The 16,496-nt window shown below is 64.7% G+C and carries 17 protein-coding genes; 4 read left to right on the top strand and 13 right to left on the bottom strand.

All coding sequences use genetic code 11. The features are described from left to right. Positions 1-216: 216 nt before the first annotated feature. The 4 genes from ABUA28_RS07930 (at position 217) to ABUA28_RS07915 (ending at position 5,683) form a co-directional block, all read left to right on the top strand. Positions 217-1,545 carry an ABC transporter substrate-binding protein gene (locus tag ABUA28_RS07930; RefSeq protein WP_349903499.1) on the top strand — a complete coding sequence of 443 codons (1,329 nt, stop codon included), beginning with the start codon at positions 217-219 and terminating at the stop codon, positions 1,543-1,545. A gap of 82 nt (positions 1,546-1,627) precedes the next feature. Next, a complete protein-coding gene (locus ABUA28_RS07925; RefSeq protein ID WP_349903498.1) occupies positions 1,628-2,551 on the top strand; it encodes a carbohydrate ABC transporter permease in 924 nt (307 codons plus the stop codon). Beyond that, a complete protein-coding gene (locus ABUA28_RS07920) occupies positions 2,548-3,384 on the top strand; it encodes a carbohydrate ABC transporter permease (RefSeq protein WP_349903497.1) in 837 nt (278 codons plus the stop codon). The genes ABUA28_RS07925 and ABUA28_RS07920 overlap by 4 nt, the downstream gene beginning before the upstream one ends. Before the next feature lie 34 nt (positions 3,385-3,418). Next, positions 3,419-5,683, top strand: a complete 2,265-nt coding sequence (locus ABUA28_RS07915; RefSeq protein WP_349903496.1) for a family 78 glycoside hydrolase catalytic domain — start codon at positions 3,419-3,421, stop codon at positions 5,681-5,683. Between the two features lie 102 nt (positions 5,684-5,785). Here ABUA28_RS07915 and ABUA28_RS07910 read toward each other — a convergent pair whose 3' ends face one another. The 13 genes from ABUA28_RS07910 to ABUA28_RS07850 all read right to left on the bottom strand — a co-directional run bounded on the left by ABUA28_RS07910 (position 5,786) and on the right by ABUA28_RS07850 (position 16,487). Further along, positions 5,786-6,139 carry a carbon storage regulator gene (locus ABUA28_RS07910; protein WP_349903495.1) on the bottom strand — a complete coding sequence of 118 codons (354 nt, stop codon included), beginning with the start codon at positions 6,137-6,139 and terminating at the stop codon, positions 5,786-5,788. Positions 6,140-6,152: 13 nt separating this feature from the next. Beyond that, on the bottom strand, positions 6,153-7,115 hold the full coding sequence (locus ABUA28_RS07905) for a hypothetical protein (protein WP_349903494.1): 963 nt from the start codon (positions 7,113-7,115) through the stop codon (positions 6,153-6,155). Next, positions 7,090-9,138, bottom strand: coding sequence for a flagellar biosynthesis protein FlhA (locus ABUA28_RS07900; RefSeq protein WP_349903493.1), 2,049 nt, complete (start codon positions 9,136-9,138; stop codon positions 7,090-7,092). Before ABUA28_RS07900 ends, ABUA28_RS07905 begins: the two co-directional genes overlap by 26 nt. Positions 9,139-9,154: 16 nt before the next feature. Next, complete coding sequence (locus ABUA28_RS07895) at positions 9,155-10,291, bottom strand: EscU/YscU/HrcU family type III secretion system export apparatus switch protein (RefSeq protein ID WP_349903492.1); 1,137 nt, start codon at positions 10,289-10,291, stop codon at positions 9,155-9,157. After that, the gene (locus tag ABUA28_RS07890; RefSeq protein WP_349903491.1) at positions 10,292-11,050 is read right to left on the bottom strand and encodes a flagellar biosynthetic protein FliR; all 759 of its coding nucleotides are present in this window, start codon (positions 11,048-11,050) and stop codon (positions 10,292-10,294) included. Position 11,051: 1 nt separating this feature from the next. Then, a complete protein-coding gene (locus ABUA28_RS07885; RefSeq protein ID WP_349903490.1) occupies positions 11,052-11,324 on the bottom strand; it encodes a flagellar biosynthetic protein FliQ in 273 nt (90 codons plus the stop codon). Further along, positions 11,321-12,109, bottom strand: coding sequence for a flagellar type III secretion system pore protein FliP (gene fliP, locus ABUA28_RS07880; RefSeq protein ID WP_349903572.1), 789 nt, complete (start codon positions 12,107-12,109; stop codon positions 11,321-11,323). The genes ABUA28_RS07885 and fliP overlap by 4 nt, the downstream gene beginning before the upstream one ends. 80 nt (positions 12,110-12,189) lie before the next feature. Then, positions 12,190-12,783, bottom strand: a complete 594-nt coding sequence (locus ABUA28_RS07875; protein WP_349903489.1) for a flagellar biosynthetic protein FliO — start codon at positions 12,781-12,783, stop codon at positions 12,190-12,192. Positions 12,784-12,787: 4 nt separating this feature from the next. Further along, positions 12,788-13,498, bottom strand: coding sequence for a flagellar motor switch protein FliN (gene fliN / locus ABUA28_RS07870; RefSeq protein WP_349903488.1), 711 nt, complete (start codon positions 13,496-13,498; stop codon positions 12,788-12,790). Between the two features lie 50 nt (positions 13,499-13,548). After that, complete coding sequence (locus ABUA28_RS07865; RefSeq protein ID WP_349903487.1) at positions 13,549-14,442, bottom strand: flagellar motor switch protein FliM; 894 nt, start codon at positions 14,440-14,442, stop codon at positions 13,549-13,551. A 91-nt stretch (positions 14,443-14,533) separates the two neighbouring features. Next, positions 14,534-15,346, bottom strand: a complete 813-nt coding sequence (locus ABUA28_RS07860) for an OmpA/MotB family protein (protein WP_349903486.1) — start codon at positions 15,344-15,346, stop codon at positions 14,534-14,536. Next, positions 15,343-16,173 carry a motility protein A gene (locus tag ABUA28_RS07855; RefSeq protein WP_349903485.1) on the bottom strand — a complete coding sequence of 277 codons (831 nt, stop codon included), beginning with the start codon at positions 16,171-16,173 and terminating at the stop codon, positions 15,343-15,345. The genes ABUA28_RS07860 and ABUA28_RS07855 overlap by 4 nt, the downstream gene beginning before the upstream one ends. Then, positions 16,173-16,487 (bottom strand): flagellar FlbD family protein, encoded by a 315-nt coding sequence (locus ABUA28_RS07850; protein ID WP_349903484.1) that lies wholly within the window; start codon positions 16,485-16,487, stop codon positions 16,173-16,175. The genes ABUA28_RS07855 and ABUA28_RS07850 overlap by 1 nt, the downstream gene beginning before the upstream one ends. Positions 16,488-16,496: the final 9 nt, after the last annotated feature.

The raw sequence follows: 16,496 nt of genomic DNA, 5'->3' as shown, positions 1-16,496 counted from the left end.
CGTCCCGGTGGCTGGCTCGGGGTGATGGCATGTTTTCCGAGGAGTTTCGTGAGGACGTTGCACGGCAATTTCCTGCGTCAGTCTCGCCGGATGGTTGTGGTGCGGTGGCGACGCGTGTATAGTCCTGACTTCGTAGACTGTTCTACACATTTTGTAGATCAATCTACAAAATCACCTTGGCGATGGTGCCGAGGACTTACAGAGAGGTTAAGGAACTTGATTCAGCGAGGACTCAAGAGGCGGGGACTCATCGTCGGGGCGGTCGTGGCCGCCACTGCGTTGGCACTCGTCGGCTGCTCCGCCGGAAGCGGTGCAAGCAGCAACGGCAAGATCACGATCACCTACCTGGTCGACAATGCACCAAACACCACCGCAACCGCGGCCAAGCTCGTCGCAGCTTTCGAGAAGGCCAACCCGAACATCACCGTCAAGGTCGAGTCTCGAGCCCAGGGCGCGGACGGCGACAATATCGTGAAGACCAAGCTGGCGACCGGCGACATGGAAGATGTGTTCCAGTACAACAGCGGATCGCAGATCCAGGGAGATCACCCGGACCAGACCCTGGTTGACCTGTCGGGCGAATCCTGGGCGAAGGATGTCACCGATGACTTCAAGGCCAGTGTGTCGGGAACGACCAAGGGTGCCTTCTACGGGGCACCGTGGGGCACCAGCTTCTCGGGCGGCATCATGTACAACACCAAGGTCTACGACAAGCTCGGGCTGAAGGTGCCTACGACGTGGGACGACTTCATCTCGAACAGCCAGAAGATCAAAGCAGCGGGCATCGTTCCGATCCTGCAGACCTTCGGTGACACCTGGACCAGTCAGCTCTTCGTGCTCGCCGACTTTGCCAACGTCAGTGCCAAGGACAAGACCTGGGCTGCCGACTACACCGCGAACAAGGCAGATGCCAAGTACGCTAAGCAGCCCGGCCTCCGGGGCTTCCAGTACACCGAGGATGTCTTCAAGGCCGGCCTAGTGAACGAGGACTACGCGTCGCTGACCAACGCCAACGGTCTCAAGGAACTGGCGGAGGGCACCGCAGCTCAGTACCCGATGATCACCACCGTGCTGGGCAATGTGCAGCAGAGCAATCCAGACCAGGTCAACGACATCGGCTACTTCGCGATTCCGACGAACGACGGTTCGACGCCTCACATGACGGTGTGGGAGCCGAATGCACTCTACATCCCGAAGACGACCAAGGATGCGAAGCTGGCGGCCGCGAAGAAGTTCGTCGCCTTCGCGAACAGCAAGGCCGGTTGCGAGATCCAGGCCGGTGCACAGCTACCGACGGGACCGTTCGCCACCACGGCCTGCACCCTGCCGTCTGATGTCCCAACCCTGGTGAAGCAGGAGCAGAAGTATCAGGACGACGGAAACACCGGTCTGGCGCTTGAGTTCCTCTCGCCCATCAAGGGCCCGAACCTGGAGAAGATCCTCATCGAGGTCGGTACCGGTCAGGCGACAGCCGAGCAAGGCGCTGCCCTCTACGACCAGGATGTGAAGGCGCAAGCCCAGCAGCTGGGCATCAAGGGCTGGTAACAGTTCACATCTCGAATCCGCAGGGGCCGGCTCTCACCGGCCGGTCCCTGCGGTCCCCGCTCGGTGAGGAGCACTCTTCGTCATGACTACTACAGCCACCCCCGCGCAGGCCGTCGCTGCGCCACCCAGGAGGGACGGGCGCCCGCGCGGACGGCGCAGCCTCTATCCCTCGTGGTTCTTCATCCCCGCGATCGCCCTCTACGTGGTGTTCTTCGCACTGCCCACCTTCGCGTCCTTCTATTTCTCTCTGACGCGCTGGTCGCTGTTCGACGCGACGTTCATCGGTTTCGACAACTTCCTGCAGTTCTTCCAGAACCCGCAGCTGATCAACGGATTCATCCACACCTTCGAATACGGGTTCGCCACCTCGGCCGCCAAGGTGGTCCTTGGTCTTGCCCTTGCACTGTTGCTGACCTCCCCGATCCTCGGACGCGGCTACCTCCGCGCCGTCGTTTTCTTCCCGGCGATCGTGTCGACCATTGGGATCGGCTTCGTGTTCAAGTCTCTGCTCGACCCTTTCCACGGCGTGGTCAACGCGTTCCTTGGGATGCTCCACTTGCCGCAGCCCGGCTGGTTCACCGATCCGAATATGGCCCTGTGGACCATCGCCGGAGTCGACGTCTGGAAAGGCGTCGGCATCGCCACGCTGATCTTCATGGCGGGGATCGTCGCGATCCCACAGGAGTACTACGAGGCAGCCAAAATGGACGGTGCATCATCCTGGGAGCTTTTCAGGTCGATCACGCTGCCGCTCTCGCGTCCGGCGATGGGGACCGTCATCATCCTCTCGCTGATCGGAGGCCTGCGTTCCTTCGACATCATCTGGGCCACTACGAACGGTGGTCCCGGATTTGCCAGCGACGTGATCGCCTCCGTTATCTACAAGCAATACCAAGCCGGCTTCTTCGGCCTGTCGACCGCGGGCAATGTCGTGCTGTTCATCGTGGTGACCGCGATCATGGTGCCGATCTCGCGGTACATCAACCGACGGGAGGTCGACCTGTGAGCCGCCGTCTGAGCGTGCGACGCTGGACGGTCGGCATCATCGCCATCCTCGTCTCGGTGGTCGTCTTCCTCATCCCGTTCGCCTTCATCGTGATCCAAGCCGCGAAGAGCCCTGCCGAAGCGTCCAGCATGAACTTCGAGCTGCCGGTGCACTGGATGTTCTGGGACAACCTGGTCGCGGTGCTTCAGTCCAACGACGGCATCATCATCACGGCCTTCATCAACTCGATCATTCTGACCGTTGGCAGCGTCGTGATCATGGTCGTGTTTGCCGCCATGGTCGGTTATGTGCTGCAGCGCAAGCGGACGCGATTGAATCCTGTGATCAACTTCTTCGTGCTCGCCGGGCTCATTGTGCCGCCGGCCGTCGTGCCGACGATCTGGGTGTTGCAGGGTCTTGGGATTTTCAAAACCCTTTCCAGCGGAGTGCTCGTCGAGGCGACGTTCGGGCTGTCTTTCTCCATCTTGTTGTTCCAAGCCTTCGTGGCCACGATCCCACGTGAGCTCGATGAAGCAGCGACGATCGACGGGGCAGGGCCGATTCGGCTCTTCTTCCGAGTGGTGCTGCCGCTCCTGCGCCCGGTGATCGTGACGGTCATCGTCGTGCAATCGGTCACTGTCTTCAACGATTTTCAGAACCCGTTGTACTTCCTGCCAGGCAACGACCTGGCCACAGTGCAGCTCACTCTCTACAACTTCCAGAGCCAGAGCCTCAGCGAGTACAACCTGCTCTTCATGGACGTGCTGCTGATCACGATCCCGCCGCTTGTGCTCTACATCGCCTTCAACCGCCAGATCGTCGCTGGCCTCACCAGCGGTGCCATCAAGGGCTGATCAAGCTTCTCCGAACCACCCACGAAAGGACGCCATGACCTGGCATGCACGCTTTATCTCTTCGACCGAGGAGTTCGACGGAGCACCATTGCTCCGCCGCGAGTTCTCGCTGGATCGAGGCCACGGTGCCATTCGATCCGCCGAGCTGGCGGTGACGGCCTTGGGCGTCGTCGAGGCCTCCCTGAACGGCCGTGCGGTGTCCGGCGATCTGTTGACGCCGGGTTGGTCCAGTTACGAATGGCGTATTCGTGTTGCCCGGTACGACGTGACCGATCGGATCGCCGAGAGGAACGTGCTCGGACTTGCGCTCGGCAATGGGTGGTTCCGCGGCCGCCTCGGATGGACCGGCCGACGTGCCCTCTATGGGGACCGGCTGGCCGGTTTCGCCGAGCTGACCATCGTCTTCGACGACGGTGCCGTCCAGCGGATCGCTTCCGACGGATCCTGGCAGTCTGGTCCGTCGTCCGTAGTGGAGAACGATCTATACGGAGGCGAGACGATCGATGCGCGTCGTCGCAGCGACGACTGGCAGCGTCCGGGTTTCGAGGGGGCAGGCTGGACAGCCGTCGAGGTGCTAGACCACTCGCTCGACGCGCTCACCGATTACATCGGTCCGAAGGTCGTACGGCAACAGGAGGTGGCGGTCGAGCGGATCTGGACCTCGCCGTCCGGGCACACGTTGATCGACTTCGGCCAGAACCTCGTCGGCTGGGTGCGTCTGACGGTGCAGGGTCCCGAGGGAGCGGAGATCGTCGTTCGTCACGCAGAGGTGCTTGAGAACGATGAACTCGGGACGCGTCCCCTTCGCAGCGCCGCCGCCACCGATCGATACATCCTGAGCGGACGGGAGGATGTCTTCGAGCCCACACTGACCTTTCACGGATTCCGCTACGCCGAGATCACGGGATGGCCCGGTGAACTGCGCGCCGATCAGCTCACAGCAGTCGTCATCGGGTCGGATCTCGAACGGATCGGGACTTTCGAGTGCTCGGATCCACTCCTCAATCGCTTCCATCAGAATGTAGTCTGGGGGATGCGTGGCAACTTCGTCGACGTGCCGACCGACTGCCCGCAGCGCGATGAGCGCCTAGGATGGACCGGCGACATCGCGGCGTTCGCTCCGACGGCGGCCTACCTGTACGACGTCGAAGCCTTCCTCAGCGACTGGCTGGCCGACCTGACTGAGGAGCAGCGCCACGCGAACGGAATCATCCCGTTCGTCGTCCCCGATGCGATCAAGTACTTCGGTGGCGTGTCGCGGCACGGTGACGGCACCGCGCCAACCGCGCTGTGGGGCGACGCCGGCGTCTGGGTGCCGTGGGATCTGTATCAGGCGTACGGAGATGAGCGTGTGCTCGAGGCGCAGTTCGGCTCGATGACCGCGCATGTTCGCGCGATCGAGGGTGCCATGTCCACTCCCGGCCTGTGGGATACCGGCTACCAGTTCGGAGACTGGTTGGATCCCGATGCGCCGCCCGAGGCGCCGGATCAGGTCAAGGCCGACCCATACGTCGTCGCCACCGCCTGTGGATACCGCTCGGTTCTCCTCACGGCGCGCGCCGCCGCCGTGCTTGGTCACGAGTCGGAGCGCAGGGAGTTCGAGGCGCTGGCTTCTCGGATGAAGACGGCGTTCCAGGAGCACTACGTGCGTGAGGGCCGCATCCTCAGCGACAGTACGACGGTCTATGCGTTGGCGATCGTGTTCGGTCTCGTCGAAGGCGAGGATCTCGTGTCGGCGGGCGAACGGCTCGCCGAACTCACCGCGCAGGCGAAGTACCGTATCTCGACCGGTTTCGCGGGCACGCCGTTTATCACCGATGCCCTCTCGATGACGGGGCATGTGGATGTCGCCTATCGGCTGCTCCTGGAGCGCGAGAATCCGTCCTGGCTCTATTCGGTGACGATGGGCGCGACGACGGTCTGGGAGCGGTGGGACTCGATGTTGCCGGACGGCAGCATCAACCCGGGCGAGATGACCAGCTTCAACCACTACGCGTTGGGTGGAGTCGCCGATTGGATGCACCGCACCATCGGCGGTATCTCGCCTCTTGAGCCCGGATACTCCAGGATCCTCCTGGCGCCCCAGCCTGGAGGCGATCTGAGCTGGGCGTCTGCGTCGCTCGTCACTCCGCACGGACGTGTCGCGGTGGACTGGCGTCTGTCAGAAGACGGGCTCCATGTCGATGTCGAAGTGCCGATGGCTACCACCGCGATATTGCGCCTGCCCGGGGTCGACGACGTGGAACTTCGGGGTGGTCGACATTCGCAGATCGTTCCATTCGACCGGGTCGGTTCGTAGCCGAGAGCAAGAAAAGCCGGGGAATAGGAGAATTACGTGCGGCGCGGATCCCGAGCCGCGTCGCGCGGCTGAGTTTTGCCGTGGGCGCGGCGGATGCGCGGATTAGTGCTGTGCAGGCGGGCGCGGCACGGCGTTCGGGGTGGGCTTCGGGCTGGCAGCCTTCGGTCCCGTCGCCTTCGGTGCGACCGCGGGGGGTGCGGCTGCGGGCGGCGCCGGGGCGACATCCGGGCCGAGGCCGAGCGCGGCCTTGAGGCGTGCCTCAGCGTCACTGGCCGCATGGGTCGCCTCGACGTTGGCCTCGCTCACCGCGCGCACGATCTCGTCGCGCTGGATGTTCACCCCTCGGGGTGCATCGATGCCTATACGGATGCCGTCACCTCGGGTGTCGAGGATGGTGATGACGATATCGTCGCCGATGAGCACCCGCTCCCCGGCCTTGCGTGTCAACACCAGCACCCGGTAAGCCTACCTAACTGCCGTATTCCCACGTCACAGGCAGGCCAAGCGTATTGACTGTTTCCGGAGTCATCGTTGCGTCGTGCTGGATGCCGACCACGGCATCCAGCTGCACGACACTGGAGACCTTGCGGATCCAGCGCGCCGTGTCCTCCTGTTTGCGGGAGGCGTCGACGACGGCCCAGATCTGGTCGCCGCGCAGCTGCGCGATCGCCGTGGCCTGAGAGGACGCATGGGCTCCGCCGCTCGTGATGCCGACGGCGACGAACAGGGTCTCGCGGCGTTCGACGCCTCGGGCGCGCGCGAGCAGGGCATCGCGACGATCGGCGACCCGCGCGAGGCCGGTCGCGTCGAGGGTTCCCGAGGTCGTGATCTCGGCCCGCCCGACGGCCTGCGCCATCTTCTTCGCCACGGGGAGAGCGTCCTGGCCGAGCCCGATCACGATGACCATGTCGCCCTGCGATGAGAGGAGCCCGGGCACCGGCAGGGGCTTCGGGGGTTCGTTCGGTGTGGGAACGGCCGTGACGGACTCGAGCTCGTCGAGGATGTTCGCGAATTCCCGGGAGGACGTCGACACGGGAAAGCCGTCGTTCGGCTGCTGGTAGCTCACGGTGTCTTCGCCGTCTGCGTCATCGAGCAGGGCGTCGAGGCCGGTCTTCATCGGGTGCATCGGTGTCGCTCGTGCGGTGCCCGCGGGCGGTGTCGTGGAGCGCGGGATTGTGGCGGATGCGGCGGCCGACGACGGCGCAGGCTCCTCCCGCGGCTCGTGCACCTGCCCGTAGTGCAGGGGAGTCTCTGGCTCGTCCTGCACCTCGACGGTCATCTCATAGTGACGGTGACCGAAGAATCCGCCGATGCCTCCCGTGGTGATCGTCTCGACCGAGACGACGCGCGCACGGGTACCGTGTTCGGCGAGTACCTTCGCCTTCAGCTCTTCGAGCGATGTGCCATCAAGCTGCAGCAATCGCGGCGACACGAACCACCCCCACGGTCTCAATCTGTGCGTTAGACGAGGTTACTTCTTGATACGACAGCACCGGTAGTCCCCCCGACTGGGCGGAGACGAGCCTGCGCACCGCCGCGCGCAGGGCCGGGGCGCAGACGAGCACGACATCCTGCCCAGTCGCCTCCGCAGTGGAGAGCGAATCCTTGACAGAGTTCAGCACGGACTCGATGGTGTTCTGGTCCATCATGATCTGGGTTCCGGCGTCGGTCTGGCGCATTCCCTCGAGCATGGACTGCTCCACACCGGGGTCGATCATGATCACCCGCAGGAGCGGGCCATCCATGTACTTCGCCGTGATGGCCGGTCCGAGTGCCTGCCTGGCGGTCTCGATGAGACCTTCCGGATCGGTGGACACCTTCGCGCGCAGCGAGAGCGCCTCGTAGATGCGGGGCAGGTCGTTGATCGAGACCTGCTCGGCGAGGAGTCCCTGCAGTACTCGCTGGATCTCCGCGAGGGAGAGCACGTTCGGCACGAGTTCGTCGACGGCGGACGGGCTGACGTGCTTGACCCCCTCCGTGAGCACGCGAACGTCCTCACGGGTCAGCAGTCGCGCCGCATTGTTCGTGATGAGCGAGGAGAGGTGCGTGACGAGCACGGACACCCGGTCGATCACGGTGGCGCCGGTGAGCTCGGCGCTGTGCCGCATCTCACTCGGAATCCACTTTCCGGCGAGGCCGAAGACGGGCTCGACCGTCGCGGCACCGGGGAGGGTGTCCAGGGCATCGCCGAGCGCCAGCACCTTGCCGCCCGGGGCGAGCCCCTGGCCCGCCTCGACTCCGGCGATGCGGATCATGTAGCTGCCCGACGGAAGGTCGACGCTGTCCCGCGTGCGCACCGGCGGCACGACGATGCCGAGCTCGAGCGCGATCTTGCGCCTGAGCGCGCGCACCCTCGCGAGCAGGTCGTCCGAGGTGCCGGACACGATGTCCACGAGATCGGGGGCCAGCAGGATCTCGAGGGCGTGCACGCGCATCTCCTCGATGAGCGCATCCGTCGTCTCGGTCTCGGGGGCGCGCGCCGTTGTCTCCGCGATCTCCTTCGCCGCCTGCTTTGCCTTCTCGGAGGCCTTGATGCGCTGCGATGCGAAGATGAGGAACACGCCGACGGTGACGAACGCGAGCAGCGGCATGCCCGGGATGAAGCCCATGACGATGGCCGCGCATCCGGCGATCATCAGAGCGGTACGCGACTGGGTGAGCTGCTTGCCCGCCGCGGAGCCGAGGTCGTTCTCCGCGCTCGAGCGCGTGACGATCATGCCGGTGGAGACTGCCATGAGCAGCGCGGGGATCTGCGTGACGAGACCGTCGCCGATGGTCAGCAGCGTGTAGGTGCTGACGGCGTCGCCGATGTCCATGCCGCGCTGCACCATACCGATGGCGATACCGCCGACGACGTTGATGATGATGATGACGAGGCCGGCGATCGCGTCACCCTTGACGAACTTGGATGCACCGTCCATTGCTCCGTAGAAGTCTGCTTCTGCGGACACCTCGGCCCGGCGGTGCCTGGCCTGGTCGTCGGTGATGAGGCCGGCGTTGAGGTCGGCGTCGATCGCCATCTGCTTACCGGGCATGGCGTCGAGGGTGAACCTTGCGCCGACCTCCGCGACGCGCTCGGCACCCTTGGTGACGACGACGAACTGGATGACCACGAGGATCAGGAAGATGACCGCGCCGATGATGAGCGACCCGCCGACCGCGACGTGGCCGAAGGACGCGATCACCTGGCCCGCGTAGCCCTGGCCGAGCACGAGGCGGGTGGATGCGACATTGAGGCCGAGCCGGAACAGCGTGGCCACGAGCAGCAGCGACGGGAACACCGAGAAGTCCAGCGGCTTCTTCACGAACATGCTCGTGAGCAGGATGATGAGCGCGAACAGGATGTTGATGATGATGAGGAAGTCGAGGATCCACGCGGGGATCGGCACCACGAGCAGCAGGATGATGCCGACCACGCCGACCGGCACGGCCATCAATGTCAGATTGCGTTTCATTTCTTCTCTCCCGCGGTCAGTGGGTGGTGCTCGTGAGTTGTCTGGGGGCCACTGCGCGCGGCGGTGGCGGTTTCTGGGGGCTCATCGTGTGCACGCCGGATGCTGTGCCGCGCTTGTGCAGGGCCATGACGAAGGCGAGCACGCGAGCGACGGCGTCGTAGAGCTCCTCCGGGATCTCCTGGCCGATCTCGCAGGCGGCGTGGATGGCACGGGCGAGCGGGATGTCGCGCACCATCGGCACGCCCTCCTCCTCGGCCTTCGCGCGGATGCGTGCGGCGACCTCGCCCTGTCCCTTCGCGACCACGCGCGGTGCGGACTTGCCCGGCTCGTACTTCAGGGCGACGGCGATGTGGGTCGGGTTGACGACCACGACGTCCGCGGTGGCGATTCCGGCCATCATGCGGTTACGGCTCATCGTGAGTTGCCGGGAGCGGCGCTGCGATTTGATGAGCGGGTCGCCATCCGTGTTCTTCGCCTCGTCCTTGACCTCTTTCTTGCTCATCTTGGTCTTCTTCTGGTTGCGCTTCATCACCACGAAGAGGTCGGCTGCAGCGAGGCCGAGACCGGCGACGACCGCGAACTGGATGAGCGCCCCCGTGCCGGAGCTCGCGGCATCCAACAGTGCGGAGACCGGCAGCCCTCCCGCACCCATGAGCACAGGCATGAGGCCCTGCACGACGACGAGGAGCACGATGCCGACCACCGCGGTCTTGATCACCGACTTCAGGCCCTCCCACAGGGCCTGGGTTCCGAAGACGCGCTTGACGCCGTTGACGAGGTTGAACTGTTCGAACTTGCCCTCGAACTTCTTGAAGTGGATTCCGCCCTGCACTGCAGAGCCCAGCAGGATGATGATGGCGACCGCGGCGAGCAGCGGCCCGAGGGTCGCCAGCACCGACTGCATCCCCTCGCCCAGGATGCGCTGGGCGAGGTCGGGGGAGGGCTCTGCCGCGATCTTCCCGATGTTGAGCATTTGTTCCGTGCCTGCCTTGGTTCCGTTGGAGAGGGTGAGCGGCAGCATGACCCCAGCGGCTGCGACGCCGAGCCAGGCGGTGAGATCCTGCGACTTGGAGAGCTGGCCCTTGGAGCGGACCTCCTTCATCCGCTTCTGGGTCGCGTTTTCTGTGCGCTCCTGCGAACCCGAATCTGACATCTAGCCCACCCCCCCGATGACCTTGATCGCCTGCCCGGTCAGGGTGGCAACGATGCCGGGGAGTGCGACGAAGATGACGCCGACCAGGGTGAGAGTCAGCAGGATCTTGATCGGGAAGCTCATGGTGAAGGCGTTGAGCGCGGGGGCGACCCTCGTGAGCAGGCCGAGGCCGGCATCCGCGAGGAAGAGGACGACGAGCAGCGGGCCCGCGATCTGCACCGCCGCGAGGAACATCTGGGTGATCCCGGCGGTCATTGCGGAGACGGGGTTGGTGAGGTCGATTCCGCCGCCGAGCGGGAAGGCGCTGAAACTGCGGTTGAGCCCCCCGATGATGATCTGGTACGCGCCGGAGGAGAACATGAGGGCGAGCGCGGTCATCTGGAAGAGTCTGGTGAACTGGGCACCGTTGATCATCGAGAGCGGGTCGAAGCCCTGGGCCATCTGGAAGCCACCGAACATGTCGACGAGGCCGCCAGCGGACTGGATGGCGGCGAACACGAGCATGACGAGCAGGCCGAGTACGGCCCCCACGACGATCTCGAGCACGAGCGCCATGAGATAGTCCGCGGTCTCGAGCATCTTGTAGTGCGGCGTGACGGCGGGCGACACGGCAAGCGAGAGCCCGATCGCGATCATCGCCTTGATCCTCGCCGGGATGGCCCGGTACGAGAATGGTGGCGCGATGAACAGGAAGGCGGTGATCCTCACCGCGGCGAGTGAGGTCGCCTCCAGCCAGTCGAGGTTCAGCGGAATGTTCACGTCAACCCCCGAGCAGATTGGGAATCGACGCGAACAATCCTTGAGTGAATGTGACCATTTCCGAGATCATCCAGTTGCCGCAGATGACCAGGGCGATACCGACGGCGACTGCCTTCGGCACGAACGAGAGCGTGACTTCCTGGATCTGGGTGATCGACTGCATGAGCGAGATCGCGAACCCGACGACGAGCGCCGTGATGAGGATGGGCGCTGCGAGCTTCGCCGAGATGAGAACACCCTGCATGGCAATGTCCAGAACGGCGTTGGTGTTCATCCTCCACCTCGATAACTGCTGATGAGCGAGGTGATGATGAGGCCCCATCCGTCGACCAGCACGAAGAGAAGGATCTTGAACGGCAGCGAGATCATGACCGGCGGGAGCATCATCATGCCCATGGACATGAGTGCGGCGGCCACGACGATGTCGATCACCAGGAACGGCACGAAGATCACGAAGCCGATGATGAAGGCCGAGCGCAGTTCGGAGATCATGAACGCCGGAATGAGCGTGAGCATCGGAACGGATGCGGGCGTCGCGGGGTTGGCAAGCCCGGCCGAGCGCGTCATGAGCGCGATGTCTTCCTGTTTCGTATGGGCGAGCATGAAGTGGCGCAGTGGCTCGGAGCCGGCGGCGAGCGCATCGTTGAACGAGAGCGTGCCGTGCAGGTAGGGCTGGATGCCGAGGTTGTTGATGTCGGCGATCACCGGTCCCATGATGAACAGCGTCAGGAAGAGCGCGAGTCCGGCGAGTACCTGGTTCGGCGGGATCGACGGAAGCGCGAGCGCGTTACGCGTGATCGCGAGCACCACGAAGATCTTCGTGAACGAGGTCATCATGAGCAGGAGAGCGGGCGCGACTGAAAGGAAGGTGATGCCGATGAGCGTGATGATCGAGCTCGACGGTCCACCGTTCGGGCCGTTGATCTGAAGCGAGACTCCGCCGAGGCCGTCCGTTGGTGACGGTGTCGATGGGTCAACCGGCGGCGTCGGGTCAGTGGGCGCGAGCGGCGCGGCATGACCCGCCGTTGCGGTGACCAGCACGATGACGACGACCGACATGAGCACGAGGGCGATTGCCACGGTCCAGCGCGCGGTCGTCCAACGGCGGTGTGACCGCGCATCGTGCACGTCGAAGAAGGTCACCGGCCCCGCCGAATGGTTGCGCCCAGCTGCTTCCAGGTGGTGGGGGAGAGGATCGATCCGGCGAGCGGACCCTGGCCGGTGAACGCGGCGACGGGGGCGAGGTCGGGGTTCTTCTTCGTGGTGGTCTTTGCCGCGGTGGCCTTCGCGGGAGCCTTTGCGGTGGTCTTTGCAGTGGCGGTCCTGGCTGCGGGCTTCGCCGCAGTGATCTTGGCCGCCGTCACCTTGCTCAGCGACTCGGCGAATGCCGCGGCGCCGGACTGTGCGGTGACCGCCTTGGTGGCGGTGGACTTCGCGGTGGAGGCCTTCGCAGCGACGATCGGTGCTGCCTCGATGGCCGGCTCGGGGACATCCCCGGTCTGCAGCACGCTCACAGCGTGCTCCGTGACACCCAGAAGCAGACGGCTGCCATCGACGTCGATGATGACGACGGATGCCTTGGGCGAGATCGCCTGCTTCGTCACGATCGTGACGGGGTGCCCCGCGGCGTTCTTCCGCGAGCCGCGCGTGAGGCGCCGCTGCAACATCCACAGCAGCCCCAGCACGACGACAAGGGAGACGACGACGCGAGCGCCGGCGAGGAAGGTTTCCATCGGTTCAGGCCATGCCCTCTGCTACATCGAGGATCTGGGTGATGCGCACCGCGTAGTCCTGGTCGATCACCACGATCTCGCCGTGGGCGATGAGTCGGCCGTTCAACAGGATGTCTGCGGGAGAGCCGGCGGAGCGATCCAGCTCGATAACGGCGCCGGGCTCGAGGTTGAGCACGTCGCGCACGGCCATCTTGGTGCGGCCGATCTCCACGGTGAGGGCCATCTCCACGTTGCTGATGCGGCCGAGCTTGCCCGCGACGTTGCGCTGCGGGTCGGTGGCCGAGCCCCAGATGGCGCCACCCTCGCGCACACGGATGGCGAACCATCCCGCGGCTGCCTTGCCCGCCTTGAGCGCGTAGACGACGGTCTCCTTGTCGGAGAACAGCGACGAGGCGTCTTCGACGCTCGCCTCCCCGAGAACGCCGGTTCCGAGGTGCTGGGCCGCGGCCTCGAGGGCGGGGCGCAGCACGTCTGCGGGCGAGACGATGCTCTCGGAGCCTGCCGCCTCGGTGAGCGCGTCGGAGTCGGCGAGAACGATGGCCATGTCTGCGGCCGTGCTGCCGACGAACGAGGCGACGACGGCCTCACCGACCTTGCCTGCGACGGATGCGTCGTCGTCGAGCAGGGCCCAGGTGACCGCGGCCGCGCTGGGCAGCAGTGCTGCGAGGGACTCTACTGCGGCGTCCTGCCGGGTGAGAGTGGTGGACTTCTTCACGGTGTCTCCTTGGTAAAGCTGGAAAAGTGGGCCTGAGGATGCGGTGCCGGCTACGACTCCGTGCCGACGACGACACAGGCGAGGCGGGAGCCGTTTGCTCCCACCGCCGCGTGGCCCATGAGGTGGCCATCGACGGCGAGTTCGAGTGGACGGTGCTGTGGGTGCGGGATCGGCAGGACATCGCCGACCGCGAGCCCCAGGATGTCGTTGGGCTTCACTGTTGCCACGGCCAGGCGCAGGGCGAGCTCGACCGGTGCCCACGCCATCTGCACCTCCATGAGCTCCTTCGCCTCTTCGAGGGTTTTGGTGGGGTTCGTGTCGCCGAGCTGGGGCAGTAGCGCCTCGGCGGGGATCGCAACGGTCGCGGGGGCGACGCCGTCTCCGACGCGGATGTCGAACCTCGCGACGATCATCAGGTCGTTGGTTGCGGCGGCCTGGGCGAACTGCGAGTTGTACTGGAAGCTGTCCATGCGGATGGAGTTCTGCAGCAGGCTGCCGAGCGAGTACCGCATGTCTTCGAGGGCGTCATCCATGAGCCGGCGGATGAGCGCCTGCTCGACCTGGGTGAACTTGCGCTCCTCGTCGACCGTGGCTCCGTGCCCGCCGAGCATGTATCCGATCCAGCCCAGCGCGGACGAGGTGGGGAACTGGATGATCGCCTTGGGGATGATGTCCTCGAGCACGCACAGCACCATCGCCGTCGTGGGCGGGAGCGACGCGGCGTAGGCGTCGTAGCTGAGCATGATGACCTGCTCGCAGCTGACCTGGGAGAGAACGCGCACCTTTGCGGTGAGCTGGGTGCCCCATTGGCGCGCAAACGTCTCGAACGCGAGCTCGAGCACACGAGAGTGCTCGCGTGCGAGCGTCGTCGGACGTCGGAAGTCGTAGACCTCCACCGTCCTGCTTGCTTTCGCGGTTTTTGCCTTGCTCGCCTTGGCGGGCATGCTGCTAACCGCTTGTTCCTGGACCGTCACAAGCTGCACTATCGGCCGGATGTACCCCGGCGTAAGGAGGAATTGCCTATCGGACTGTGGTCTACGTCCCTTCGAGGGCCTTGTCCACCTCCGCCAGCAGTGATCGCACGCCGTCCGACTGGTCGGAGAGCACGACGATATCGACTCGCCGGTTGAGGGCGAGATCGTCCGGAGTCGTCCCCGTGGCGAGCGGCCTGGCCGATCCGTAACCGACTGCGCCGATCCTCTGCGGGTTGACTCCGTCGACCTCGACCAGGTGCCGAAGCACGCCGGTCGCGCGCCCGGATGACAGCTCCCAGTTGGTGGGATACGGATAGGCGGCGTGCCGTTCGTCCGCGTGCCCCTCGACCGACACCTCGTACGGGCTTGCGCTCAGAGGCGGCCCGACGGCATCCAGCACCCGGATGGCGACCGAGCTCAGGTCGGTGCGGTTCGTGTTGAAGTAGGTCTCCGAGCCGATCAGCCGCACGGTGAGCCCTCGGCCGTCGATGTTGAACTGCACAGCCGAGCTCAGACCGGCCGCCTGGAGGTTCGCCTTCATCTCCTCGCGCAGGGCGATGAGGTTGGTGACCTCGATCGTGGCGAGCTGGCGGTTCTTGTTCTCGAGGCTCTTGGCCTTGACGTCCACCTTGTCCGGGGGCACGATGACGCCCTCGTTGATGTCGATGTGCTTGGAGACGGTCGTTCCGAACCCGGTGGCCAGCGAGTTACGCAACTCGTCGTATTTCTTCTGGTCGACGACAGACATCGCGAACAGCACGATGAACATGCACATGAGCACGGTGACCATGTCCATGTACGACGCCATCCAGCGTTCGCTGTTGTCGTGCTCTGGTTCTTCGCTCCGTTTCCGGCGCTGTGGCCGCAGACTCATGCCGCTGCCGAGTCGTCTTTGTCAGCTTTGTCGCCCTTGGCAGACTTGGCTGTCTTGCCCGGCTTGTCAGGGGACGCGGATTTTCCTGCCGGGATCATGGCGCGCAGGCGCTCGCCGAGAAGTCGTGGCTGGCTTCCGGCCTGCACGGCGAGCACTCCCTCCATGAGCAGGGTCTTGCGTTCGATCTCGAGCTCGGAGAGGCGCTTCATTCGGGCGCCGATGGGCAGCCAAAGGAAGTTCGCCGAGAGGAGCCCCCACAGAGTTGCGACAAACGCGCTGGCGATCATCGGCCCGAGGGTCGCGGGCGAGGAGAGATTCTCGAGTACGTGAGTGAGCGAGACGACTGTGCCGATGATCCCGATGGTCGGCGCGTAACCGCCCATGCTGTTGAAGAACTTCGCCGCGGTGCGCCCGAGCTTGGCCTCGGTCTCGATCTCGTCCTCGAGCAGGATTCGCAGATCCTCGCCGTCCGTACCGTCCGCGATGTTCTGCAGGGCACTGCGCAGGAAGGTGTCGTCGGAGTCGTCCGCCTCCTGTTCGAGCGAGAGCAGTCCCTCGCTGCGCGCCTTCTCGGCCAGCGAGACGACCCGGTCGATCACCTCTTCCGGGTCGTGGGTCTTGCCGCGGAAGGTGCTGGGAAGCGCTCTGAGGGCGATGAGAAAGTCCCTCATCGTCCCTCCGGCAATGCCGACGGCGATGGTCGCACCGAAGACGAGCACCATTGGTGCCGGGATCAGGATCGCGGTGACGCTGCTTCCCTCCATGGTGAGCATGGCGAGGAGCGCGCCGAACGCGACGACGATTCCGATGAGTGTTGCTGGATCCATTACAGCTTCCTAGGACGCGATGGCTCTGGTGATGAAGCTGCGTCCGTCGGGTCGGCTGCCTGCTCGGGAAAGGGGATGACGCCCAACTGCACGCTGGACTGTTGCGGCTCAGTGGCCACGAGATTCTGGGCGAGCGAGACGACGCGTGCGCGATACTCGGCGATGCGGTCGATGATCTCTCTCATGGATTCAGTGACGATGTACTTCGCACCGTCGACCATGATCAGAGTGGTATCGGGGTTGGCGTTGATTCGCTCTATGAGATCAGGGTTGACGGCGAACTGAGTCTCGTTCAGCCGCGTGACAACGATCATGATCCCATC

Source organism: Parafrigoribacterium humi, assembly GCF_040227205.1.
Classification (GTDB): Bacteria; Actinomycetota; Actinomycetes; order Actinomycetales; family Microbacteriaceae; genus Parafrigoribacterium_A; species Parafrigoribacterium_A humi.
This window is presented reverse-complemented; position numbering and strand designations above follow the sequence as displayed.